Origin of the sequence: Novosphingobium guangzhouense (assembly GCF_002896965.1) — a bacterium.
In the GTDB taxonomy this organism is placed as follows: domain Bacteria; phylum Pseudomonadota; class Alphaproteobacteria; order Sphingomonadales; family Sphingomonadaceae; genus Novosphingobium; species Novosphingobium guangzhouense.
Map to the genome: position 1 here is coordinate 212,605 of NZ_LYMM01000051.1, position 24,427 is coordinate 237,031.

Annotated in this window: 17 protein-coding genes; 10 read left to right on the top strand and 7 right to left on the bottom strand. The window is 64.5% G+C overall.

The genetic code is table 11. The features are described 5' to 3' along the window. Positions 1 to 99: 99 nt before the first annotated feature. From A8V01_RS18955 to A8V01_RS18965, 3 genes are all read left to right on the top strand, one after another. Positions 100 to 3,282: a TonB-dependent receptor gene (locus A8V01_RS18955; protein WP_245892724.1), complete on the top strand. Its 3,183-nt coding sequence runs from the start codon at positions 100 to 102 to the stop codon at positions 3,280 to 3,282. 69 nt (positions 3,283 to 3,351) lie between these two features. Then, on the top strand, positions 3,352 to 4,338 hold the full coding sequence (locus A8V01_RS18960) for a phospholipase C/P1 nuclease family protein (protein ID WP_103097863.1): 987 nt from the start codon (positions 3,352 to 3,354) through the stop codon (positions 4,336 to 4,338). Between the two features lie 93 nt (positions 4,339 to 4,431). Further along, positions 4,432 to 5,985: an alkaline phosphatase D family protein gene (locus A8V01_RS18965; RefSeq protein WP_103097864.1), complete on the top strand. Its 1,554-nt coding sequence runs from the start codon at positions 4,432 to 4,434 to the stop codon at positions 5,983 to 5,985. 19 nt (positions 5,986 to 6,004) lie between these two features. Here A8V01_RS18965 and A8V01_RS18970 read toward each other — a convergent pair whose 3' ends face one another. Then, positions 6,005 to 6,187 (bottom strand): DUF3008 family protein, encoded by a 183-nt coding sequence (locus A8V01_RS18970; RefSeq protein ID WP_103097865.1) that lies wholly within the window; start codon positions 6,185 to 6,187, stop codon positions 6,005 to 6,007. Positions 6,188 to 6,325: 138 nt separating this feature from the next. Here A8V01_RS18970 and A8V01_RS18975 point away from each other — a divergent pair, with 138 nt between their 5' ends. The 4 genes from A8V01_RS18975 (at position 6,326) to A8V01_RS18990 (ending at position 12,028) form a co-directional block, all read left to right on the top strand. Next, complete coding sequence (locus A8V01_RS18975) at positions 6,326 to 7,051, top strand: TetR/AcrR family transcriptional regulator (RefSeq protein WP_146037319.1); 726 nt, start codon at positions 6,326 to 6,328, stop codon at positions 7,049 to 7,051. A 313-nt stretch (positions 7,052 to 7,364) separates the two neighbouring features. Beyond that, positions 7,365 to 8,969, top strand: a complete 1,605-nt coding sequence (locus A8V01_RS18980) for a carboxylesterase/lipase family protein (protein ID WP_170065990.1) — start codon at positions 7,365 to 7,367, stop codon at positions 8,967 to 8,969. A 97-nt stretch (positions 8,970 to 9,066) separates the two neighbouring features. Next, positions 9,067 to 11,568: a TonB-dependent receptor gene (locus tag A8V01_RS18985; RefSeq protein WP_103097868.1), complete on the top strand. Its 2,502-nt coding sequence runs from the start codon at positions 9,067 to 9,069 to the stop codon at positions 11,566 to 11,568. A gap of 130 nt (positions 11,569 to 11,698) precedes the next feature. Beyond that, entirely contained in the window at positions 11,699 to 12,028 is a 330-nt protein-coding gene (locus tag A8V01_RS18990; RefSeq protein WP_103097869.1) for a DUF2322 family protein, read from the top strand. A gap of 481 nt (positions 12,029 to 12,509) precedes the next feature. Here A8V01_RS18990 and A8V01_RS18995 read toward each other — a convergent pair whose 3' ends face one another. From A8V01_RS18995 to A8V01_RS19010, 4 genes are all read right to left on the bottom strand, one after another. Then, entirely contained in the window at positions 12,510 to 13,622 is a 1,113-nt protein-coding gene (locus tag A8V01_RS18995; RefSeq protein WP_245892725.1) for an LLM class flavin-dependent oxidoreductase, read from the bottom strand. Beyond that, positions 13,619 to 14,620, bottom strand: coding sequence for an alpha/beta fold hydrolase (locus A8V01_RS19000; protein WP_103097871.1), 1,002 nt, complete (start codon positions 14,618 to 14,620; stop codon positions 13,619 to 13,621). Before A8V01_RS19000 ends, A8V01_RS18995 begins: the two co-directional genes overlap by 4 nt. After that, a complete protein-coding gene (locus A8V01_RS19005; RefSeq protein WP_103097872.1) occupies positions 14,617 to 15,651 on the bottom strand; it encodes an alpha/beta fold hydrolase in 1,035 nt (344 codons plus the stop codon). The genes A8V01_RS19000 and A8V01_RS19005 overlap by 4 nt, the downstream gene beginning before the upstream one ends. 114 nt (positions 15,652 to 15,765) lie before the next feature. Then, positions 15,766 to 16,662, bottom strand: a complete 897-nt coding sequence (locus A8V01_RS19010; protein WP_103097924.1) for a LysR family transcriptional regulator — start codon at positions 16,660 to 16,662, stop codon at positions 15,766 to 15,768. A gap of 129 nt (positions 16,663 to 16,791) precedes the next feature. Between A8V01_RS19010 and A8V01_RS19015 the strand changes: the two genes are divergently transcribed. Next, a complete protein-coding gene (locus tag A8V01_RS19015) occupies positions 16,792 to 18,132 on the top strand; it encodes an MFS transporter (protein ID WP_103097925.1) in 1,341 nt (446 codons plus the stop codon). A 6-nt stretch (positions 18,133 to 18,138) separates the two neighbouring features. Beyond that, on the top strand, positions 18,139 to 19,203 hold the full coding sequence (locus A8V01_RS19020; RefSeq protein WP_103097873.1) for an LLM class flavin-dependent oxidoreductase: 1,065 nt from the start codon (positions 18,139 to 18,141) through the stop codon (positions 19,201 to 19,203). Positions 19,204 to 19,231: 28 nt separating this feature from the next. Here A8V01_RS19020 and A8V01_RS28305 read toward each other — a convergent pair whose 3' ends face one another. Continuing rightward, a complete protein-coding gene (locus A8V01_RS28305; protein WP_170065991.1) occupies positions 19,232 to 20,125 on the bottom strand; it encodes a LysR family transcriptional regulator in 894 nt (297 codons plus the stop codon). A gap of 182 nt (positions 20,126 to 20,307) precedes the next feature. On the opposite strand from A8V01_RS28305, the gene A8V01_RS19035 reads away from it, so the two are divergent. Beyond that, the gene (locus A8V01_RS19035; RefSeq protein WP_103097875.1) at positions 20,308 to 22,707 is read left to right on the top strand and encodes a TonB-dependent receptor; all 2,400 of its coding nucleotides are present in this window, start codon (positions 20,308 to 20,310) and stop codon (positions 22,705 to 22,707) included. 81 nt (positions 22,708 to 22,788) lie between these two features. Here A8V01_RS19035 and glpK read toward each other — a convergent pair whose 3' ends face one another. Continuing rightward, the gene (gene glpK, locus A8V01_RS19040) at positions 22,789 to 24,282 is read right to left on the bottom strand and encodes a glycerol kinase GlpK (protein ID WP_103097876.1); all 1,494 of its coding nucleotides are present in this window, start codon (positions 24,280 to 24,282) and stop codon (positions 22,789 to 22,791) included. Positions 24,283 to 24,427 lie beyond the last annotated feature (145 nt).

The following is a 24,427-nucleotide window of genomic DNA, read 5'->3' on the forward strand; positions in this document are numbered from 1 at the left end:
ACCGCAGAATTTTTTTACTCCGACTTGGAGGCAAGCGCCCGCCATCCCGTCATCCCCGCGAATGGCGCAGACGTTGTGCCATGTCGGGGGTTAGATTTCATGTCCGTCCGTACCGTCAATTCACTTGTTGCCGCGCTGGTGGCTTCCACCGCGCTTGTCGCCGCACCGGCGCAGGCAGCTGCTCAGGCTGCCGTCTATTTCGATGTTCCAGCGCAGTCGCTGGGGCAGGCGCTGATCGCTTTTTCCAAGCAGGCGAAGGTCAAGATCGTCTACCCGGCGGCGGAAATCCGCAAGCTGACCGCGCCTTCGGTGCGCGGCACGATGAGCCGGCAGGAAGCACTGGGTCGCCTGATTGCGGGTTCGGGACTGCGCGTGGTGGGCGATGACGGGCAGGTCGTCGCTCTGGCGCAGGATTCGGTGGGAAACGCGCCTGTTGCGGCGAATGAACCGCCGGCAGACCCCGATATCGTCGTCACCGGATACCGCGAATCGCTCAAGGAAAGCGTGAAGCAGAAGCGCGAGGCGAATGCCTTCGTCGATGTGATCACGGCCGAGGACATCGGCAAGTTCCCGGACAAGAACGTTGCTGACGCGCTGCAGCGCATGCCCGGCGTGGTCATCACCCGCGACGGCGGCGAAGGTTCGCGCGTCAGCATTCGCGGTCTGCAGCCGGGCCTGACGCAGACCCTGCTCAACGGCAACTTCCTCGCCGGTGCCGACAGCGGCGACCCGCAGCGCTCGTTCAACTACGTGATGCTGCCCGCCAACTTCATCGCCAGCACCGAAGTCTACAAATCTGCCGAGGCGCGGCTGGAAGAAGGCGGCGTGGGCGGCACCATCATCCTCAACACCCGCCGCCCGTTCGACGTGCCGTCGGGTTCCGGCTTCATCTCGGCGGAGGGCACGTACTCCGACAATAGCGAGAAGTTCGAACCGCAGATCGGCGCGCAGTATTCGTGGAAGAACGAAGATGAGACGATCGGCCTGCTGATCGGCGGCGTGTACCAGAAGCGCACCAACCGCGAGATGCGCTCCACCGCCGGAACCTGGCGCTGGTGGAGCGACCGTGGCGCGGACGGGCAGGTGCTGGAACGCGCGACCGACGTGAACGGCAACCCGATCGCCAACGATGCGGCCGTGTCCTACTGGACCGGCGGCGGCCAGAGCACGATCGGCGGCGATCACTACACCGGCTACTGGGCGCCGCAATCGGTCCGCGCCGAGATCTTCGATCAGGACCGTGAGCGCTTCGGTATCCAGGCCACCGCGCAATTCCGCCCGACCGACACGCTGACGCTGACCGCGAACTATTTCCGCTTCGAATACAGCAGCAACTACGTGATGAACCAGCTGACCATTCCCGAATGGGGCTATGGCAAGTTCTTCAGCGATGCCGTGTTCGACCAGAGCGGCACCGTGATGAAGTCTGCATCCTTCTCGGTCGATGGCGCGCCGTGCCTTGATGCGACGCCGATGTGCACGATGGAAACGCCGCGTCTGACCGGCTATTACTCCAAGGAAAAGCAGCACTCGCAGACGTTCGAGGGTGAGGCGCACTACAAGCTCGATCGCTTCGACGCGGTACTGAAGGTGGGCAAGACGGCATCGAAGGGCGGCCCTTCGATGCGCTTCCAGGTGGCCGCCAAGCCGCGTATCACGGTGACCGGGCAGGAGCAGAACGGCAACTTCCTCAGCGCCTGGGATCTGTCCAGCAAGGGCGTGGCGATGGAGTTTTCGCCCGAACTGCAGCAGAACCTGATGAACGGGATCGCCCAGATCGACATCGGCGGCACCAATTCCAGCTTCACCAACAGCGCGATCGACCAGCCTTACGTCCAGTTCGACACGACGCGTCAGTTCGACGGCGGGTTCCTGCGCTCGATCCAGCTGGGCGGCAAGTGGCGCAAGCTTGAGGTCCACCGCGAGACCGGCCGCAACGAATGGTATGCCGATGCGGCAAACAAGATCCGCTACCAGAACACGCCCGAAGGCGCCCTTGCGCAGCCCGAGTATTTCTATTCGACGCCGATGGGCAACATCAACGGCGGCTTCAGCGCCAACCTTTATCCCGGCGTGGATTTCAAGCGCTATCTGGAAATCATCAACGAGCGCTACGGCCCCTCGGTGCGCGAGCCTGAGCCGAACAACGTCTACGACCTGTCCGAAGAGACGCTGGGCGGCTACGCGCAGGCCAACTTCGCAACCGGGGGCCTGCGCGGCAACATCGGCGTGCGCGTGGTCAAAACCATCCAGCGCGACGAGACTTCGGACCGCCTGCAGTACCTTGTCGACTATTGCGTCGACGGACCGAATGGCCCGTTCGATCCCAACCGCCCGATCGGCGCGGACGGCAACTGCCAGGTTCTGCCGCTCGACCAGCGCGAGGTGATCGAGAACGTGCGCCTGCACGAACGCAAGAGCTACACCGACGTGCTGCCCAGCCTGAACGTGTCGTATGACCTGACGCCGGACCTGCTGGTGCGCGGCGCGGTGGCCAAGGTGGTGGCGCGTCCGTCTATCTCCGACCTCGCCGGCGCCCGCTCGCTGACCTACAGGTCGGAAGCCTATGCCTTCGACCGCGACCAGTTCGGCGAATTCGCGGGCTGGTCGGGCAGCGGCGGCAACTCGCAGCTCAAGGCGTTCAAGGCCTGGCAGTACGACCTGGGTATCGAGTGGTACTTCCGCCCCGGTTCGGTGATCGGCGCCACTGCGTTCCGCAAGGACGTGTCGAACTTCATCGTGCCGCTCGTCATGGACGTGACGCGCGATGTGGCGGGCGAACAGGTGGTGATCGAATCCTACTCCACCGTCGCCAACGGATCGAGCGCGGTGTCGGAAGGCGTCGAACTCTACGCCCAGCATACGCTGCCGATCGGGCTGGGGGCGCAGGTGAACTTCACCTACAACCACACCTCGACCGCAGACGTGACGCTGGACGGCCAGAAGGTTGGCACCTCGCCGCTGGTCGGCAGCGCCAAGACGCAGTTCAACGCCTCGGTCTTCTACGAAAATCGCCGCCTGCTGCTGCGCGCCTCGTACAACCGGCGCGGCACGGTGGTGGGCGGCCTGTCCTCGGGCCTTAACACCTATACCGCGCCTTATGAGCAGGTGGACCTCAACGCCTCCTACGAAATCCGCGACGGGCTGATGCTGACCGCTTCGGTCATCAACCTCACCAAGTCGCACGAATGGCAGTACCTGGGCAACGACACCAAGGACCGCCTGACCAGCTCGATCTACTCGGGCCGCCGCGCCTACGTGGGCGTATCGTACAACTTCTGACCCTTCCCGAACGGCCGGCCGCGATCATCGCGTCCGGCCGTATCGCATTCACGGAAAAAACGTTTCCTCATGACCAGACCCATCATTATTGCCCTGTCGCTGTTGGCAGCCGCTCATGCCCCTGCCGCGCTGGCCTGGGGCGGGCGGGGCCATGCGGTGATCGATCAGGCCGCGCTCGACACCCTGCCCGCAGACGGGCCTGTGTTCCTGCGCGACTATGCCGAATACATCGGCGAGGAAGCGGGCGCGCCGGACACCTGGCGATCCTCCTCCGAACCGTTCTCCAAGATCGACGAGGATCCCAACCACACCTGGTTCGTGGAGCGCGTGCGCTTTCTCGACCCCGTGCCGCGTTCGCGCCATGCCTTCCTGCTGGCGCTTTATCGTGAGCACCTGCGCGTCGCCAAGATCGATCCCAAGGCCGCGGAGCGCCTCAACGTGCGCTGGACCGGGACGATGCCTTACGCGATCATGGAGGGCTATGGCCGCATCGTCGCGGGAATGCGCGCGCTGCGCTCCAAGCGCTCGAAGGGAGAGCCCACCGCCAATATCGAGCGGACGCTGGCGTTCTATACAGCGTGGATGTCTCACTACATCGCCGACGGCACCAACCCGCACCACGTCAGCATCCATTGCGAAGGCTGGTTCGGGGACAACCCCAAGGGCTACAACCGCAGCGGCGGCATCCATGGCGGGTTCGAAATCGGCTATGCCGACGCGATCGACCTGCAGCCCGCCGACTTCGTGAAGCGCATCGGCGCCCCCAAGCGGCAGGACGGCGACCTGTTCGCCCACGTCCTCGCTTTCCTTGATGACAGCAACGCCGAAGTCGAGACGATCTTCGCGCTCGACAAGCGCGGGCTGCTGGCGGACCCGAAGAACAGCGAGGCACGCGATTTCGTCTATCATCGCAGTGCTGAAGGGGCGGCGATGCTGCGCGACCTGCTCACCCGCGCCTGGGCCGAGAGCGCGAAGCCCGGCACCGGCGACCCGCGCCCGCAGGACCCCGCCAATCCGCGCTACGATCCCGAAACCGGCACAGCGCCAGCGCCCTGACAGTCATAACTCGCTGATTGTCATACCAGCGTCAGCTTCTGCGTGAATGCGGGAGCGCGACGAACCAGACCCCCGGAACCGGAAACCCCAGTCATGACCATTGATCGCCGCACGCTTGTAAAATCCGGCGCAGGACTGCTGCTCATCAGCGGCCTTCCCGCCCGTGCGGCGGTGTTGGCCCGGCCGCTGGGCGCCAACCCTTTCACGCTGGGCGTAGCGGCGGGCGACCCCTGGCCCGACGGCTTCGTGATCTGGACGCGGCTTGCCCCGCGCCCGCTGGATGAGCACGGCGGGATGCCGCAAGTGGCCGTGCCGGTCGGCTGGGAGGTTGCCGAGGACGAGGGATTTTCCCGCGTCGTGCGCAAGGGAGAGGCGCTCGCGCGGCCGGAACTGGGTCATTCGGTCCATGTCGAGGTCGGCGGGCTGCGGCCGCATTGCCATTACTGGTATCGCTTCTCCGTCATGGGCAGCGACGTAAGCCCGACCGGCCTTGCCCGCACCGCGCCCGCCGCCGATGCCGCGATCGATCGCCTGCGCATCGGCGTTGCCGGATGCCAGCACTGGGAGGCTGGCTTCTACGACGCCTGGGGGGCTCTGGCGCGCGAGCCGGACCTCGATCTCGTGTTCCATTACGGCGACTACATCTACGAAGGCGCGGGCAAGCCGGTGGGCGGGAACGTGGTTCGCCGCCATGCCGGGGACGAGATCTACAGCCTCGACGACTATCGGCGCCGCTATGCGCAGTACAAGTCCGACCCGCATCTGCAGTCCGCACATCAGGCCAGTGCCTTCGCCGCCTCGTTCGACGATCATGAGGTGGACAACAACTGGGCGGGCGAATTCGATCAGGACGGCACCCCGCCCGAAGTGTTCCTGCTGCGCCGGATGGCGGGCTATCAGGCGTGGTATGAGAACATGCCGGTGCGCCGTGCACAAATGCCGGGCATGCAGGGGATCACCGCCTATCGCCGCCTCGATTACGGCCGGCTGCTGCGCACGCATGTGCTCGACACGCGCTCCTACCGCACCGATCAGTCGTGCAACGACGTGGCGCGCGCCGATGCCTGCACGCCCGAAGCGCATGCGAGCCCCGAAATGCTGGGCCGTCCGCAGGAGGCATGGCTGGACGAAGGACTGGGCAACGACCGCACGTGGAACCTGCTGGCGCAGCAGGTCATCGTCATGCCGCTGGACGTGCGCGCGCCGGGCGCGACAAAGCCGGTGTTCGAAACCGACCTGTGGGACGGCTACCGCCCTGCCAAGGCGCGCCTGATCGAAAGCATCAGGCGGCACGATCTCACCAATGTGGTCATCGCAACCGGCGATCACCACAAGCACGCCGCCGGCATCGTTCCCGAACGCGACGACACGCCCGACGGCAAGGGCGTGGCGGTTGAGTTCCTGGCCACCTCCATCTCGTCAGGCGGAAACGGCAACGGCGATGCGGGCCTTGCGCATATGCTGCAGAACAACCCCAACCTCGACCTTTACACCGACCGCCGCGGCTACCAGCTGTTCGATATCACGCCGACCCGCTGGACTACCGACGTGAAGGTGATGGACAGGGTGGAAAAGCCCGGCGGCAAGGTGCAGACGCTGGTGCGCTACGAAGTCACTCCCGACGCCGCGCAACTGCATCGGGCGTAATCCTTTTGGGGCACCGCCCTCAGCCCTTGTGATCGGGCAGTCCCTTGCGCTTGGTGGAGGCCAGGTCGGCAAGCTGCTTCTCGGTCATGGAGGCCGCCATCTCCTTTGATGCGCCTTTCAGTTTCGATCTGGGCGTTTCGCCACGCTTGGCTGAGAGAGCGGCACCGGCGGCCTTCTGCTGGGCTTTCGAACTGGCAGGCATTGGTCGCTTTCCTTGCACGTGCAAACGCCGGATTGGCATTTGCTTCACAGGAGTAACGCACAGACATCGTCTGGATTTCCCGCAGCCGTACCGCCATAGCCTGGGAAATCGCGTCAGTGCCGGGTGAAGGAAGGTTCGATGAAGACCGCGAAAGCCACAGGCGCACCGCACCGTCAGCCAGGAGCCGATCCGGCTGCCCGGCGCTATGGCAAGGGGGCGGCGATGCGCGAGAAGATTCTTGCGCAGACGCTGCAACGCTATTGCACCGATGCGGCAGCGCCTGCCAGCCTGCGGGCGCTTGCCCGCGAACTGGGCGTCGATGCGGCGCATGTCCTCTATTATTTCGGCACCTTCGAGCACCTGCTGGAATGCGTGCTGAACCGGTGGGACGAAGAGGCGGCCGACATCGAGGTGGACGGACACAGCGGTCTGGATGTGCTCAATCGTTATGTCGCTTCGGTACGCCGGAACCTGACTGCGCCGGGGATCGTGCGCCTCTACTTCCAGTTCGCCGCTGACGCGCTGGAGCCGGGGCACCCGGCGCATGCCTATTATACGGCGCGCTTCGAAGGTGTTCGTGCCGAACTTTCCGACGCGCTTCGACGCAGCCGGGAGGCAGGCATCATCGGCGCGCATGTCGATCCCGATTACGCGGCACAGTCACTCATCGCGCTATCGGACGGAGTGCAGCTTCAGGCGCTTCTGGGCGGCGCGATCGATGCCGCGGGGCACCTTGAGCGGGCGGTCGGGCAGTTGCTTGCCCGATCCGGCAAAGACCCGGTCACGCCGGGTGAAATCTTGCGGGCAGAAGATCGAGCGGCAGGGACTGCAGCTGCAAGTCATCCGAGTGATGCAAATTTTTAACACTGCATAAAAATAATGAAAGGAACCGTCCTTGTGCCCTTTCATTATCGGCATGAAGAGTGATGAGTGCCTGGAATGTCGAATGCGATAAGGATATTGTCCAGGTCATGCCGCTTATACATTGCAGTTTTGAGCGATTATTCCGAAAGATTTACGAAATAGATCTTTTGTAAGATGCGATAGCGAAAATATCCGACAGACGAATACGTGACTTAAACTGCTGCGAATTTCTTTATCGCTGGCGCAGTTTATATTGATCACGGAATCGGGCGGGTGCGTAATGCTGCGGTCAGGCATATTGGCGTTTTGTGCAGTGTCTATACTGAACAGCCTTTCGGCGGGGGCAGTTTATGCTGCGCCTGCTCCGGTGGCTGGAGTTGCGGCTGACAGTCTGGCCATCGAAGGCGGTTCGATCGCCGTCCGTCCGGCAGGGGCGGATGGCGTGCGCAGCTTCAAGGGCATTCCCTATGCGGCGCCGCCCACAGGTGACAGCCGCTGGAAAGCGCCTGCCGCCGTCATCCCCTGGCAGGGCGTGCGGTCTTCGGACAGTTTCGGCGCGGATTGCATGCAAGCGGTGAACGAGAACAGCCCGGTACAGCGACCGCGCTCGGAAGACTGCCTGTTCCTTAATGTATGGGCGCCTGCAAAGGCGGGGCGCTACCCGGTCTTCGTGTGGATCCATGGTGGGGGATCGCGCGTGGGTTCAGGTGCGCAGCCGACGTTCGACGGATCGGCGTTCGCGCGGCAGGGGATTGTGGTGGTGACGATCAATTACCGCCTTGGTGCGCTGGGATTCCTGTCAACCCCGGAACTGAGCGCCGAAAGCGGCTATGGCGCATCGGGCAATTATGGCTTCATGGACGTGATCGCGGCGCTTGGCTGGGTGCAGCGCAACATCGGCCGTTTCGGCGGTGATCCTGCGAAAGTCACCATCGGCGGGGAGTCATCAGGCTCTGTCACCACCAGCGTCATGATGGCATCGCCGCTCGCGAAGGGCCTGTTCGCGCAGGCGATCGGTGAAAGCGGCTCGTCGCTGCGCCGCGCGGAGCCTGCCAGCATGGGCGCAACGACACTGGCGTTCGAGGAAAGGCGCGGGCGTGCGCTGATGGACGATGTGGGCGCGCGCGATCTTGGCGGCCTGCGCCGGGTGCCCGCGGAACGTATCCTTGGCAGCGCCGCGAAGCTGGCGAATGGGCAGTTCTACAACCTGCCGGTGGTCGATGGCCATCTGTTACCCGATGCCCCTTGGCGGATCTTCGCATCGGGCCGGTTCAACGACGTGCCGTTGCTGGCCGGGTGGAATGCGGACGAAGGTTCGCTGATGCTGCTTGGTCCCCGGCGCAGTTTCGCGCAGATGATGCAGGACACCTATGGGGCGCAGGCGGACACCGTAGCCCGGCTCTATCCGCACGGATCGGGGGATGAACAGGCCGCGCTGATCGCTGCGGCGGGGCATCACAACATCGCTTACCCGACCTGGCTCTGGGCCTATGCGGCGGCGCGCTTTGGACGCAAGCCGGTCTATCTCTACGAATTCGACCACGCCCCGCCGCTGCCCCGGGGAACCTTCGGCCCCGACTTCGACGTGAAGCTTGCCGGTGCCTACCACGGTGCGGAAATCCCGTATGTCTTCGATACGCTGGACGCGCAGCGCGGCTGGCAACTGACTGCAGTCGATCGGGCGGTGGCCCGCCAGATGAACGCATGGTGGGCCTCGTTCATCCGCACCGGCGCTCCGCAGGGCGGGGGATCGGTCCGCTGGCCGCGCTACGTTCCCGGATATGGCGCGATGCGCATGCAGATCACCGAACATCCGCAGGCCGTGGCCGACCCCGACCGTGCGCGCTTCGACGGACTGATGAAGGCGCATGCGGTCATCGACCCGCCACTGCCGGGGCCACCCGCCCCGCATCCCTGATCACCCAATAACACAACCATAAGCCGACTTTCGCGCGCGCCTCTTCGGGGGAGGGCGGCGCGCGTCCGATACAAACCTACAGTGAGGATAACCGACCATGAAGTTGAGGGATTTCATCAAGCACGATGCCGCGTGCGTTTCCATCGCGGCGCTGGCCATTGCGGGAGCCGTTCCTGCGTTTGCGCAGGACACCGCCTCCACGCAGAAGCCCGCTCCTCAGCAGGAGCCCGCCAGCGGAGAGATCTTCGTCACCGCCCGCAAAAGCGCGGAAAGCATCCTGGAGACGCCGATCGCGGTCTCGGCGCTGACCGGCGAGGATATCCGTGCGCGCGGCATCGTCTCGGTGCAGGACATCGCGGCCTACACGCCCGGCATGAAGGTGGTGAACAACGGTGCGGGGCGTAACGACCGCTCCTTCCAGCAGATCATCATCCGCGGCTTCACGCCGCCCAATGCGGTTGCGCAGACCGCGTCGGTGTTCATCGACGGCGTTCCGGTCAGTTCGGCCACCGCAATCAACAACATCACCAACCCCGAACGCGTAGAAGTGCTGAAGGGCCCGCAGAGCGCCTATTTCGGACGCCAGACGTTCGCCGGCGCGGTCAATGTCGTCAGCAAGGCGCCCAGCGATTACTGGACCGGTACGGTCGATGCGATGGTCGGCACGCGCAACAGCTATGACGTCATGGGGGAACTGAGCGGCCCGCTGGTCAGCGATCTGCTGGGCATCCGAGCCACCGTGCGCAAGTATGCCAAGGACGGTTCGTATGAGAACGCGGGCGTTCCCGGCCAGACGCTGGGCGACCAGAAGACCCGCACCGGCACGCTTGCCTTGACGTTCACGCCCGCCTCCAATCTGACGGTCAAGGGCTTCGGCATGATCACCTACAACGACGATGGGCCAAGCGCGCAGGGGCTGATCGGCGCTTATGAGGCGACGGACGACAATGGCAACGTGATCGTGCAGGACCAGTCCAACTGCAGCCTCAACGTCACCAGTTCCAGCGGCGTGACCACCACCAACCGCTACATCTGCGGCAAGACGCCCAAGCTGGTGAACTCGCCGTCCGCCAACACCACCAACGACGCGTTCATCAGGAACTTCCTTGCCAACCCCACCGGCCGCCTGATCTCGCCGGACAAGGGCGTGCAGGGCTATGGGCTGCGCAGCCGCTTCTACCACCTCCACGCCTCGGTCGACTGGGAAGTGGCCGACGGGGTGACGCTCAGTTCGCTGACCGGCATGAACAGGGAGCGCAACAGCGAACTGGCCGACCTCGACAACTATTACGACGTCGGGCAGGCCAACATCTATGGCTCCGCCGGATCGCGCAGCTACTTCGACTTCCCGTTCCTGGTGGAGCGCAGGCAAAGCGACTGGTCGCAGGAATTGCGCGCCCGCTATGATACGGACCGCTTCAAGGGCACCATCGGTGTCAGCTATCTGGATGCGCGCTACCAGAACGCCAACGGCGGGGGCAACAATGCGCTGGGCGTGTCCACTTTCTCCGCCGTGTTCGGGCAGTCGCGCAACAAGACGATGGGCGCGTTCTTCGGGCTCAGCTACGATCTGACCGACAAGCTGACCGTCAGTGTCGACGGGCGCTACCAGATCGACAAGCTCTACGCCTATGCCCCGCCGGGCGGCCTGACCGTGACGACCGATGCCTTCGCCCCCGCCGGCTTCTACGCCGAAGGGCAGACGCTGGCGCACAAGAACTATCGTAACTTCATCCCGCGCGGCATCGTGCAGTACCAGTTCGATCCCGACACGATGTTCTATGCATCCTATGCCAAGGGCATCAATCCGGCGGGCTTCAACACCCAGTTCCTGACCGGCACGCCTTCGGTCCAGCAGACCGCAGCGGCATCAGGGCTGGCGATCGAGGTCGATCCCGAGAAGCTGGACAACTACGAGATCGGCCTCAAGGGTCGTCTGTTCAACAATGCGGTGCGCTATACGCTGGCGGCATACCGGGCGATCTGGAAGAACCAGATCAATTCCGCCGACGTGGTGTTCTTCGATGCGGAAACCAACACGCCTCAGGTGATCAGCGCGCTGCGCAATGCGGGCAAGGTGATCATGACCGGCGTGGAGGCGGAACTCTTCGCGGACGTGACCGACGACCTTTCCGTCACCGCCAGCGGGGCGATCAACGCCAGTTCGATCCGCAATCTGACCGCACCGTCATCCACCGCGCTTACCGGCATCACCGACTTCAGGGGCAACGAGAATCCGCTGACGTCCAAGTATTCGGCGGCAGTCAGCGTCAGCTACAGCCATCCGATCCCGGTGGCGGATGGTGCGAAGGCGTTCATCCGTGGTGATCTCAGCTACAAGTCGGGGGTCTATTCCGATGCGTCGAACGTGCTCAAGTCGCCCGACCTGACGCTGGTGAACCTGCGCACCGGGATCGAGACCGGCAAGGTCAACGTGGAAGTCTTCGTGAACAACGTGTTCAACACGCATGCCTACACCAGCGTCGCGTTGGGCACGCTGTTCACCAGCGACTTCCGCTATACGGGGACCAACACCGCCGCGATCGTCGGCCTGCCCGACTTGCGCACGGCGGGCCTGCGCATCCGCTACAGCTACTGAGGCCATGGTGGAGGCCGCGATTTGCCGGTCGGCCTCCACCACCTTTCGGCCATTTCGGTTCCTGTGCGATGGCAGGCGCGCCGATATGCTGTTAGAGCCCGCCGCCCGAACCAATTCAGGAATTCAGGCGATGATTGAACCGAGCGCGACCTTCAAGGACAACCTGCAGCAGCTGCCGTCGATCGAAGGCGTGCAGCGCATCGATCTTGTCGCACCGGACGGCACCGTGGCCGCAACGATCGAAAACGCGCCCGGCAAGCAGGGCTCGCTGGCAGTGTACCAGTACCTGGCGCAGTCGTTCGCCAGCCTTGATGCGAAGGCCGCCGCGCATGGCCTTGACGTGTTCGGCGAACACACCGCCGATGCCCGCAACCGTCCCGGCGCGCATCCCAACATCGACCGCCTGCTGGATATCGTTGCAGGCAGCGATGCGCTGGCGATCAAGGTGATTGCTGCCTAAGGCCGCCCCACCTGCCGAAGCCTCGCGCCATGCGGCCGGGGCTTCGACAAGCTCAGCCTGAGCGGTGTTGGAAGGTCTGATTTGGGTGGAGAGCGGACATCCCTATGGTCTTTGTCTTGGAAAGACTAAACGGTGTGCCCAGTCACTGACGAAGTAGATTATGATGCCAAACGCGATAAGTTCGAGGCTTCCGTAAAAACTCTCATCTGAATAACCAAAATTATATCCCCAAAACACATCTAGTCCGGACAAAACCGCAACTGCAGAGGTTACGAGCAGGAAAGCGCCGAAGATAAAATTCTTTATCATCTGCATATTTCTCATGGGTTTGAAGTCTAATGCAAGGGGTGCGGAAACATTAGCGGCGCATCAAGCATAATGCGGCGCACCTTAGAATGTTTTGTAATGAATTATTTGAAAAGCGTCAACTTTGGGGCGTAAGCCGCCATTGCTCCGCCTACCGCATTTTAACCCCACTCGCTCAGGCTGAACTTGTCGAAGCCTTCGCGCAACGCGCGCCTTTCAGCGCCTTCACGCGGGGGATCAGTTTTTCGCCGAAGAGCAGGGCATCGGGGATCGGATCGTAGCCGCTCACGATGAAGCGGGAAAAGCCCGCAGCGTGGTATTCCATAATCGCCGCCGCGACGCGGTCGTGGCTGCCGACAAGGCAGCCGAGCGCCGGGCGGCCGGTGGGAACGCGGGTGATGCCTGCCCACAGCAGGCCGTCCAGCGCGCCATCGTTGGCCTGTGCCTTTGCCCGCTCGATCGCGGCGCGGCGGGTTTCGCCGGGGCGGATGGGAAAGCGGCCGTTGTCGACCACTTCGGCGATAAGCCGGTCCTGGATCGCGTGGGCGCGTTCCCATGCCTGCGCATCCGTATCTGCCACAAGGACGCGTAGCGAAGTCAGCAGGGCAGGCGCGCGGCCCAGCGCGCGGGCACGGGTCAGGACTTCGCGTGCAGGTTCGCGCAGCGCGGCGGCCGGGAAGCCGGGGAAGGCATAGACGTCCGCCGCGCGCGCGCCATATTCGATGGAGGCGGGCGAACTGCCGCCCCAGAAGATCGGGATGCCCGCCTGCGGCCGCACATGTGCAAAGGCCCCTTCCACCCGGTAGAACTCTCCCGCATGGTCGAACGGGGCGTCGGCGGACCAGACCTTGCGCATCACTTCCACATATTCGTGGCTGCGGCGGTAACGGTCGTCCTTGGTGCTGTAATCGCCGTCGGCGCGCAGTTCGGTGTCGTCCGCCCCGGTGATGATGTGGACGGCGCAGCGCCCGCCGCTCATCCTGTCCAGCATCGCGAACATGCGCGCGGCCATTGTCGGCGCAATGAAGCCGGGGCGGTGCGCGATCATGAAGCCCAGCCGGGTGGTTACCGCCGCTGCCCACGTCGCGATCGGCAGGCTGTCGGGCCGGTGCGCGGAATTGGCGATCAGGACGCGATCGAACCCGGCGCTTTCATGCGCGCGGGCGCAGGCTTCGACGAAGTCCGGTTCGACCACGTCGAAGGGCTTGGGCTGCGCTTCGGAATAGTCGTTCCAGTGCAGGATGCCGAAGAATTCCAGCGTGTCATCGTTCATGGATCGGGTGCTCACCGCTTGGCCGGTTCCGGCGCCACGGGCCGGTACGGGGTGACGTCGTAGAGGAAGCCGTCAAGGATGCCGGCAAAGCGTTCGGGCGCTTCCAGCGGCGGATAGTGCCCGACATCGGGCAGGATCAGCGTGGAGACCTGCGCATTAACCAGCGCATCGCGCAAGGACGCGATGCTGGCGGGCGGCAGTACCGGATCGCGCGCGCCCCACACCAGCAGCACCGGCGCTCTCACCTTGCCCAGCGCATCGGCGGTCAGCGCGGCATCGTCCAGCGCCTCGACGATGGCCAGCCGGTCGGGCGCGGCGGGGCGTCGGTTCATGTCGTAGTATTCGTCGACCAGCCGGGCGTCGGCGCGTTCGGGTTCTCCGGTGTAGAAATCGAAGAAGGCGCGCCAGTAGGAGCGGGGGCGGTAGATCTTGCTCTTGCGGCCGGTCTGCGGGGTGGAGGCGGCCAGTTCGCGGGCCAGCGCGGCGCTGAGCGCCATGCCCTTGCCGTCGGCGCGGCCGGTGGGTGTGTTGGACAGGATCAGCCGTTCCACCCGCCCCGGATTGCGCGCGGCATAGTAGAACGAGATCGCCCCTCCGCTCGACACGCCGGCAAGGCTGGCGCGATCTATTTTGAGCCGGTCCAGCAGCGCCTCCAGCACCAGCACCGGGTAAAGCGGCCGGTCGTAAAGCGCGCGCGGCGGCGGGCCGGACAGGCCCATGTTGGGTTCATCCCAGGCGATCACGCGATAGCGACGGCTCAGTCGCTCTATCATCGGCGCGAAAGTGCGCAGCGATGAACTCGACCCATGAGTGAGCACCACCACTGGGCCGCTGCCGACATCGACGTAATGAATGCGCGCGCCCAGCAGATCGATGAACCGCGACTGGGGCAGGCGGTAGCGGCTCTCCAGTTCGGCGAGAGAGATGGTTTCGGGCGGTGCGGGCGCTTCCTGCGCATGGGCGGCGCTGCCAGCAAGCGACAGGGCGCACAGCATGGCGGCAAGGCACTTCATCGTGCGCAATCCTCTACTGTGCCGACAGGCGGGCGGGCGCCGGTGCTGCGGCTGGCGGGATCGAGAAACCACGCGATGTCTTCTGCGGCGCGGGGGGCTTCGATGGGCAGGAAGTGACCTGCGCCGGGGAAGCTGATCATCACCCGGCGCGACGCCCCGGCAGTGCGCGCAACTTCGCAGCCGATCGATACCGGCAGCATCGACCCGGCTCCGCCCCACAGCACCAGCGTCGGCACGCGGACGGCCGCCAGCTGCTGTGCGGTGGTTTGCGAACGCTTGCCGTAATCGCTCGCCTCGAAGCGCAGGGCGCTGGTGAAGCGGTCCAGCGTGGCGGCGTTGCCGGGCTTGCGGTGCGTGTCGTAGGTCTGCTGCACCAGATCCTCGGTCAGCACTGCCTTGTTGGCGATCAGGCGGTTCAGCAGGTAGCGGTAGAACGCCTTTGGCCGGTAGATCGGCCGGAACAGGTTGTTCTCCAGAAAGCCCAGCGTGGCCGATGTCCTGGGCTGCATGGCGGGCGGGATCGGCACCAGCGGGGCATTGACCAGGATCAGGCTTTCCACCTGATCGGGATGCGCCAGCGTATAACGCATGGCGATCGCGCTGCCGGTGGAGATGCCGCCGATGCTGAAGCGTTCAAGCCTTTCGTGCCGTGCCAGAAGCGCGATCAATTGCTCTACCCTGCGCGGGCTGTAGCGGCCTGAGGGGTCCGGGCCGGAGAGGCCGTAAGGCGGCATGTCGATGCGGATCACGCGGTGGTCGCGGGCCAGCCGCTGCGCCCACGCGTCCCAGATCCGCAGGGACTGGTAATGCCCGTGGATCAGCATGACGACCGGGCCGGAGCCCCTGTCATCGACGTGAAGCTGCACCCCGTCCAGCGTCACGTACCGCGAATGCGCGGTCTGGTAGCGATGGCGCAGCTCTCCCAGCGGAATGGCGAAGGCATCCATCCGCGCCGCCACCACGAAGGCCGTCAGCCCCGCCGCCAGCAGCGCCAGCGCCGCGATCCCGGCCATGACCGGACGTTTCAGCATGTCCCGTGTTTCCCCGCCTTCATCGCACGGACTATGCGCAGGGACACAGCCTGCAGCCCAATCGAAAGCATGCATCCAGTCATGCCCGTTGCGTATGGGAAGGGGCTGGAGGCTTTACAGCGCGTCGTGCAGCCGCTGGATCACCACGCGCAGCGCCCCGCTCATGTAAGTCCGCCGCCGGGTGACCACGCAGAGCGTCGCCTCTACCCGGCGCATGTCGGTGGCGATTTCCTGCAGGCGGCCATCGGCAAGGCAGTCGGCGATTTCGGTCCGGTCCATCAGGCCGACAAGGTCGGCGTTAAGCAGCAACTGCCGCAGCATCGCGGGGGAGGAACTGCGCACGCGGATGTTGTGCTCTTCTTCCGCCAGCCCCATCAACCCGCGATAGAACGCTTCTGCATTGGGCTGGTTGAAGATCGCCCAGGGCCAGTGCGCCAGATCGCGCGCGGCGATGGGGCCGCTTTTGCGGGCAAGGTCAAGGATCGGATGCCCGCGCCGCGCCACCAGTACCATGTCCAGCCGGGTGAGCGGCCGGAAGTTGAGGTCGCCGCTGTCCAGATCGACGCGCAGGGTGTCGATGATCGCGTCCAGTTCCCCGCGCCGCAGCCGCGCGAACTGCGTTTCGGGCACGTCGTAGTCCAGCGAAAGCGTGATGTTCTCGTCTGCCACGGCCATCTGCGCGCAGGCCTGCGCGATGCGCGGGTCGGTCGCGGTCGATCCGATGCCAAGGCGCACATGACCAAGCCCGCCCGCGCGCATCGCGCCGACATCTTCTATCGCCTGATCGACGCCGTGAATGATCGAGCGGGCATGCTCTGCCAGCAATTCGCCATAACGCGTGGGCAGCACGCCGCGATGACCGCGTTCGAACAGATCCACGCCCAGTTCCTCTTCCAGCGTATGGATACTGCGTGAAAGCGTGGGCTGGGTGATGTTCTGGGCGGCGGAGGCGAGCGTCATCGAGCCGGTTTCCACCGCCGCCAAAAAGTGCCGCAATTGCCGGATCTGCATGGTTCCGATTCCCCGCATATACGTTTTGTGCATGGAAGAAGCCGCGCTTTCGATTTCTCGCGCCAGCGCCCCGTGCCTAGTCTCCGGCTGGTAGGCACTGCGACTGCGCCGTGCGGGGGGAAGCTGCGCTTGATCGAAACCCGGACCATACCTGTCGCCGCGAAGGTCGGCTGGGCCTTCGGCTCGGCGGGCAGCACGACGATCCTCTACGTCGTCAATGTCATCCTGATGTATTATCTGGTGACGGCGACGGGCATGGATCCGGCGCTGGCGGGATCGTTCATGCTGGCAGGCCGTATCTATGACGGCATCGCGGACCTGCTCATCGGGCAGGGCAGCGACCGGACCCGCAGCCGCTGGGGCCGCCGTCGTCCGTGGATGGCGGCCGGCGCGCTGATGAGCGGGCTGGGCATGGCCTGGCTGTTCTCCGGCAGCGGAGAGGGCGGCTCGCAGGCGGTCATGGTGATGGCGGCGCTGCTGCTGACCTTTACCGGCTATTCGGCCTTCGCGATCCCGTCTTCGGCGATGCCCGCAGAAGTCACCGAAAGCGCGCAGGAGCGCACTTCGCTGATGGCCTGGCGGACGTTCTTCATCCAGCTGGCGGCGCTGGCGGGCGGGGCGCTGGCACCGGCGATGATCGCCTGGGGCGGCAGTTCCGCATCGGCCTTCGCGCGCATGGGCTATTGCATGGCGGCCTTCATCTTCGTGAGCATGGCGGTGGCGGTCATCGCCACTGCCGGCATGCGCGAACAGGCGGTGGATCATGAACGCGGCTCGGCCCTTGCCGGGTTCGGGCAACTGTTCGCCAACCGGCCGTTCCTGGTGCTCTTGGGCGTCAAGTTCTGCGGCTTCATCGCATCGGCGGCGGTGGGGGCGACCGGGCTGTTCTTCATGCGCGACATCCTTGCGCGCGGAGAGGCCGGCATGGCGCAGTTCGCGCTGGCCAGCGGCATCGTCGGCACCCTGAGCGTGCCCGTCTGGCGCCAGATCGCCCGCCATGCGCCAAAGCCCGCCGTCTGCGCCGTGGCGCTGGTGCTTTCCGCCGCGATCAGCCTCAGCTGGCTGGCGGCCTCCCCTGCGGAAAGCGACGCGGTGTTCCTGGCGCGCGGGGCCTTTGCCGGCTTTGCAACCACCGGCACGCTGCTGATGACGCTGTCGATGCTGCCTGACGCGATTTCCTATGGCGTCAGGCGCAGCGGCTTGCGCAAGGAGGGGCTCTATGCCGCCTTCTTCGAATTCTTTCAGAAGGCCGCCTTCGCGATTGCGCCGTTCCTTGTCGGGCTGTTCCTGCAGGCCAGCGGCTACCGTTCGGGCACTGGCCCTGCGCTGGTGCAGACCGACGCTGCGCGCGAGGCGGTGCGCCTGTCGATGGCGTTGATCCCCGCAGTCGCACAAGTGACCGGGATCGCGCTGTTGCTGTTCTACCGGATGCCCGCCGGATCACCGGCCGCATCGATCGAGGAAAACTGACGCGTCATGTCGATCGAGATCATCGGGACTTTCAACCACCGCGAATCCTCGGAAGCGAATCCGCGCTCGATGGGCATCGTGGAGCCCGCCTTCATCGCCCGCCTTGCCGCCGCGTTCGAGGCTGCGGATTTCGACCGCGTGCTGATCGCGCAGGCGGCGACCTGGCCCGATGGGCTGGTCTTCGCCACTCACCTTGCCGGGATCACCACTCGCCTCAGGTTCATGATCGCACACCGCCCCGGCTTCGTCGCCCCCACGCTGGCCGCGCGCCAGTTCGCCACGCTTGACCGGCTGAGCGAAGGGCGGGTGGGCGTTCACATCATCTCAGCGCCCAGCGATACCGAAACGCAGGCCGACGGCGATTTCCTCACCCGCGACGAACGGCATGTGCGCAGCGCCGAATACATCCCCTTGCTGCGAAAGACGTGGAGCGGTGAGCGGTTCGACCATGACGGAACGTTCTACACCCTGCGCGGCGCGCGTTCCGAAGTGGTGCCGGTGCAGGCAGGGGGCATCCCGGTGTTCTTCGGCGGCCAGTCCTCGCGCGCGCTGGAAGTCGCCGGGCGGCATGCGGACGTGTACGCATTCGGCATAGACCGGCTGGAGCCAAGCGCGGCGCTGATCGCCTCGGTGCGCGAAGAGGCCCGCAAGGCCGGGCGCGACGTGGATTTCTGCATGTCCACCCGCATCATCCTTGGCCGTACCGAAGCCGAAGCCTGGGACAAGGCGCAGGCGGTGCTCGAAGATGTGCGCCGCGGCGTGGAAGACATGGCGCGCAAGGGCGGCCAGCCGGGCGTACTCGGCAAGAACGAACTGGCCGAAGCGCGCGCCCGCGAAGGCGATGTGCTGGACGAACGGCTGTGGGTGGGCATTGCCCGCGCCACCGGGTTCCAGAAGGCGGCCAGCACTATCGTTGGCACGCCGGATTCGGTTGCCGCCGCCCTGCTCGCCTATCACCGGCTGGGGGTAAACCGGTTCCTGATCAGCGGCTTCGATCCGATCGCCGACGTACTGCAGCTTGGCGAAGATCTGGTGCCGCGCCTGCGGGCGTTTGCCGCGCAGCCGGCCTGATCCGGTGCGCGCGGCTTCACCCCTGCCATTATCCCGGAGGCGAGGAGAGTTCGCGGCGCAGCAGGTTGGCAAACTCCATGACGATCGGGCGCAGCGGGATATCGGGGCGGTAGAGCAAGCCGGTGGCCCGCGCGATGGGCAGCCCTTCTACCCGCAGTGGTTGAGCGCGGGCGCTCTTCATGTACTCGGCCGGCATGATGCCAAGGCACCCTTCGTCCTCGATCAGCGCGCGCATCATCCTTGGGGAATCGGTGCGAAAGACCTGGCTGGGAAAGCCTTTTCCGCCATTGGCGAAGAAGCGGTTCATGTCGAGATCGGCATGGAGGCAGTTTAGAGAAACCCACCGTTCTTTTGTCAATCGATCAAAAGTAATAACATCATCTATCTGCGATATGTGATGGTTGTCTGCTGAGTATAGATGATCTTTTGTAGTAAATAGTCGCTCATAGGCCAGTCCCTGTTGCATGCGGTCCGTTGGAACCATGCTGGCCAGCAGTTCGACCTTGCCTTCCAGCACCATCGGCACCAGATCCTCGATCATCCCGATCTTCAGATTGATCGACAGGTGGGGATAGCGCTGGGCGAATTCCGAGAGGATTTTCGGCAGTGCCAGGTCGGCCAGATGCGTGCCGATCCCGACGTTCAGCGCGCCCCCCAGACCCTTCGCCAGCCGGGCGATATCGGCCCGCGCATTGTCTGCCGTGGTGGTCAGCAGGTTGGCGTATTCGTAGAGGACCGCCCCCGCCGAAGTTGGCTCAATTCCGTTGTTTCTGCGCACCAGAAGCGGCGTTCCAACGCTCGCCTCAAGGGCGTTCATGCTGCGGGTGAGGGCGGGTTGGGTCAGGTGGACGGCCTTGGCCGCCGCGGAGAACGAGCGCTCCTCGATGATGGCGATCAGATGGCGCAGCTGGCGAAGGTCCATGATGCTCTCCGTTGGGGTCGGCCTGAAGCCGAGCCATGCGACGTTTGATAACTGATGGTTATGGGCGGACAACCCAAACTCAATTGAATATCCACTTTTATAATGAAAGCCTCCCGTTCGGAAGCAGCCGATGAATTGAAGTTCATCCGCGCCCGGATTTCTACAACAGGGAGAATTTTTCGATGCGATCGAAAACAAAGTGCTATGACTTTGGCGCATGTTGCAGCGCCATGATGCTCGCGCTGGCGGCTGCACCCGCCGTTCACGCGCAGGAAGCGCCGGTTTCCGCCGCTCCGCAGGCCGAGGCAGGCACGGACGGCGGGGTGATCATGGTCACCGCTCGTCGGCGTGAGGAATCGTTGCTGGAGACCCCGGTGACGCTGTCGGTGATGACCGCGGCCAACCTCGCCAAGCTCAACGTCAACAACGTGCTGGACCTGCAGGCATTCACGCCGGGGCTCTATGCGCAGCAGACCAGTTCCGGCCGCGTCGATCGCAGCTACAGCCAGATCACCATTCGCGGCATTTCCGATCCGCTGAACCCGACCGTCTCGGTGTTCCTTGACGGCACCCCGGTCAACTTCGACGTCATCAACAACCTGGGCAACGAAGTGTCCCGCGTCGAAGTGCTGAAAGGCCCGCAGAGCGCCGCCTTCGGCCGCCAGTCCTTTGCGGGCGCGATCAATGTGGTGACGCGCGATCCGGGCGATGCGTTCCGCTGGAACTTCGATGGCACACTGGGCAGCTATTCGCTGTATGACATCAAGGCGAATATCGAACTGCCGATCGTCAAGGATGCCATCGGCCTGCGCATCGGCGGCCGCCGCTATGGCTTCGACGGGCAGTACACCAACCCCTATGACGGCAGCCGCCTCGGCGCGCAGCAGACCGAGACGATCAACGGCACGCTGGTCATCAAGCCGTTCGACGGCCTGCGCCTGAAGGCGTTCGGCATGTATCTGGAAGATCATGACGGCGCGGGCGCGGCGGGCTTTTCCAGCCGCCTGCCGGTCAACACGTTCAACTGCAACGCAGGCGCGGCGCCGACCGGCGTGAACAACTTCTACTGCGGCAAGATCCCGCAGTTCCCGACCAGCCAGATGGGCCAGAACCCGGCGACGCCTGCATTCATCGACCAGGTCGTCAACAATTCGCTGGGCATCCTCAACCCGACCTACAAGGCGATCAACGACCACGCCGGGCTTGAGCGCCGCGAGATCGTGACCAACCTTGCGGTGGATTTCACGATCCCCGGCACCGATATCGTGCTGTCTTCGCTGACCGGCTACAACAAGACCCGCATCCAGAGCAATCAGGACCTGGATGGGCGCGATACCAGCGACATGCCCAACACCACGGTATCGACGATCCCCGGCTTTGTGGGCGATCCGTTCATCAACTATCCGACTATGGCGATGTACAAGCAGCGCGCCGTAAGCCAGGAATTCCGGGCAACGTCGGGTTCCAATCAGCCGCTGCGCTGGATGGTGGGCGCCAACTATTTCAAGGTCAGCAACCGCAGCTACACCGTGGCGCTCTATCCCAACACCATCCAGGTTTTCGGTGACGGGTCGCTCAACACGCTGGTCGACAAGAGCGTGTTCGGCAGCCTATCCTACGATTTCTCGCCGCAGTTCACGCTGAACGCGGAAGGGCGCTATATCGAGGAGGAGCTGAAGGTCTATTTCCGCAATCCGCAGACGCTGCGGACCAGCGGCAAGTACCGCCGGTTCGTGCCCCGCGTTTCGGCGCAGTACAAGTTCACGCCCGATCTCATGGGCTATGCCACTTATTCGCGCGGCATGAACAAGGGCGGCTTCAACCTTTCGGTCCTGCCGCTGACGGCGGAGCAGCGCGCCTATCTGGAAGAGCGGGCGTCGGTCACCAACATCTACAAGCCGGCGATCATCGACAACTACGAACTGGGCCTCAAGGGCACTATCGCGCAAGTGTTCTCGTTCAGCGCGGCGGTCTTCTACGCCAAGTGGAAGGACCAGGCGATCACCAACAGCATCCAGGTGCCCAACGCGACGCCGGGTGCCAGCGACATCGGCGTGGGCGTGACGCAGAACAGCGGCCGCAGCACGGTGAAGGGCGCCGAGATCGAGGGCAACCTCAAGGTGACGAACGCGCTGTCGATCAACTTCAACGCCGGTTACAACAAGGTGGAACTGGATACCGCGATCCCTTGCGCATCATGCGTTGCGATCACCGGCAATTCGACCGTGGCGGCAGGGGCGCAGAACCCGGCGGCGCCGGTCTTCACCAGCAATATCGGCGCGGAATACGGCGTTGATATCGGCGATGGCTATCGCTGGTTCGTGCGCGGCGACTATGCACACCGCAGCCGTATCTACACGACTTATGAGAACATCTCGTGGATCGGCGATGCCAACAAGGTGAACCTGCGCACCGGGATCGGCAGCGAGAACCTGGACGTGCAGCTTTTCGTGAACAACGTGTTCAACGACAAGAGCTACACCGGCGTGCAGTCCACCACCAGCCTGCTGGGCGGCAATGCGGTTGTCCTGTCCATGCCGGTCAAGCGCAACGGCGGCATCCGCATCCGTTTCGGGTTCTGATCACGCCCCTGCCCCTGCCCCTGCCCCTCCCCCGGTTTGTCGGGGGAGGGGTATTCCTACCGGCGCTGCCGTCGGTTCCCGTCACATCCTGACGGTGGTCGCTGCCAGTGCGCGCCGCCAGCCCGACAGCAGGCGATCGCGAACATCGTCGGCCATGGCGGGGTGATAGCAGGTCTTTTCCTTGCGGGCAGAAGCGATGGCATCGGTATCCGGCCAGACGCCCACCGCCAGCCCGGCAAGGAAGGCTGCGCCCAGTGCGGTGGTTTCAAGGTGCGCGGGGCGCTCCACCGGGATGCGCAGCACGTCCGCCAGGAACTGACACAGCCAGGCATTGGCGGCCATGCCGCCGTCAACGCGGATTGCGGACGGAACCGCGCCGCCATCCGCGATCATCGCTTCGATCAGGTCCAGCGTCTGATAGGCGACCGCCTCCAGCGCGGCGCGGGCAAGGTGCGCGGGTTCCGTATCGAACGTCAGGCCAACGATCGTGCCGCGGGCATCCGGGTCCCAGTGCGGCGCGCCAAGGCCGACGAAGGCAGGGACCATGTAGACGCCGTGGTTGTCGGCGATGCGCGTTGCCATGTCGTCGGTCTGGCGGGCGTGGGTGATGATGCCAAGGCCGTCGCGCAGCCATTTCACGGCCGCCCCCGCCGCGAAGATCGATCCTTCCAGCGCATAGGTCATCCGCCCGCCGATGCGGTAGGCGGGCGTCGTCAGCATGCCGTGGGCAGACTTCACGGCAGTCTCGCCGGTGTTAAGCAGGACGAAGCAGCCGGTGCCGTAAGTCGACTTGACGGTGCCGGGTGCGAAACACGCCTGTCCTACCAGCGCCGCCTGCTGGTCCCCGGCGATGCCCGCCAGCGTTACCGGCGCGCCGAACAGTTCGGGCAGCGTCTGGCCGAAGATATGGCTGCTGTCCTCCACTTGCGGCAGCATCGCCATGGGTACGCGCAGCAGGGCGCAGAGGTCTTCGTCCCAGCGCTGGGCGTGGATATCGTAAAGCAGGGTGCGGCCCGCGTTGGTGACGTCAGTGGCGTGGACCTCTCCGCCGGTCAGCCGCCAGAGCAGGAAGCTGTCGATCGTCCCGAACGCCAGTTCGCCGCGTTCCGCCCGTTGGCGGGCGCCGTCCACCGCGTCCAGAATCCAGGCGACCTTCGTGCCCGAAAAATACGGATCGAGCAGCAGGCCGGTGCGTTCGCGCACCATGGCCTCGTGCCCGGCCTCGCGCAGTTGCGCGCAAGTGCGGGCCGTGCGCCGGTCCTGCCAGACGATGGCGCGGTGGATCGGTTCTCCGGTGGTGCGATCCCAGACCACCACCGTTTCGCGCTGGTTGGTGATGCCGATGGCGGCAAGATCGGCGGCGGTGATGCCGGCCAGCGCAATGGCCTCGCCCACGGTGGCGATGACATCGCGCCAGATATCATGGGGGTCATGTTCCACCCAGCCGTCTTCGGGATAGTGCTGTGCGAATTCGCGCTGCGCGGTGGCCAGGGGATGCCCTTGCGCATCGAAGACGATGCTGCGTGTGGATGTGGTGCCTTGGTCGATGGCAAGGACGTAGGAATCGGCTGACACTGGACATCTCTCCACGCGGCATTGAGGTCAGTTGACTTCGGGAAGATATTTTTCTTCTGGTAAGGCCAATCTACTACTCATATAGAGCGGGACGTCAATCGCCTGAGCGGGGCGCCCAAAACGAGGCGGTGCCCGGAAAGAGGAT

Coding starts and splice junctions, on each gene's coding strand:
- A8V01_RS18955 (WP_245892724.1), top strand. CDS start 100: ATGTCCGTCCGTACCGTCAATTCACTTGTTGCCGCGCTGGTGGCTTCC.
- A8V01_RS18960 (WP_103097863.1), top strand. CDS start 3,352: ATGACCAGACCCATCATTATTGCCCTGTCGCTGTTGGCAGCCGCTCAT.
- A8V01_RS18965 (WP_103097864.1), top strand. CDS start 4,432: ATGACCATTGATCGCCGCACGCTTGTAAAATCCGGCGCAGGACTGCTG.
- A8V01_RS18970 (WP_103097865.1), bottom strand. CDS start 6,187: ATGCCTGCCAGTTCGAAAGCCCAGCAGAAGGCCGCCGGTGCCGCTCTC.
- A8V01_RS18975 (WP_146037319.1), top strand. CDS start 6,326: ATGAAGACCGCGAAAGCCACAGGCGCACCGCACCGTCAGCCAGGAGCC.
- A8V01_RS18985 (WP_103097868.1), top strand. CDS start 9,067: ATGAAGTTGAGGGATTTCATCAAGCACGATGCCGCGTGCGTTTCCATC.
- A8V01_RS18990 (WP_103097869.1), top strand. CDS start 11,699: ATGATTGAACCGAGCGCGACCTTCAAGGACAACCTGCAGCAGCTGCCG.
- A8V01_RS19000 (WP_103097871.1), bottom strand. CDS start 14,620: ATGAAGTGCCTTGCCGCCATGCTGTGCGCCCTGTCGCTTGCTGGCAGC.
- A8V01_RS19005 (WP_103097872.1), bottom strand. CDS start 15,651: ATGCTGAAACGTCCGGTCATGGCCGGGATCGCGGCGCTGGCGCTGCTG.
- A8V01_RS19010 (WP_103097924.1), bottom strand. CDS start 16,662: ATGCAGATCCGGCAATTGCGGCACTTTTTGGCGGCGGTGGAAACCGGC.
- A8V01_RS19020 (WP_103097873.1), top strand. CDS start 18,139: ATGTCGATCGAGATCATCGGGACTTTCAACCACCGCGAATCCTCGGAA.
- A8V01_RS28305 (WP_170065991.1), bottom strand. CDS start 20,125: ATGGACCTTCGCCAGCTGCGCCATCTGATCGCCATCATCGAGGAGCGC.
- A8V01_RS19035 (WP_103097875.1), top strand. CDS start 20,308: ATGCGATCGAAAACAAAGTGCTATGACTTTGGCGCATGTTGCAGCGCC.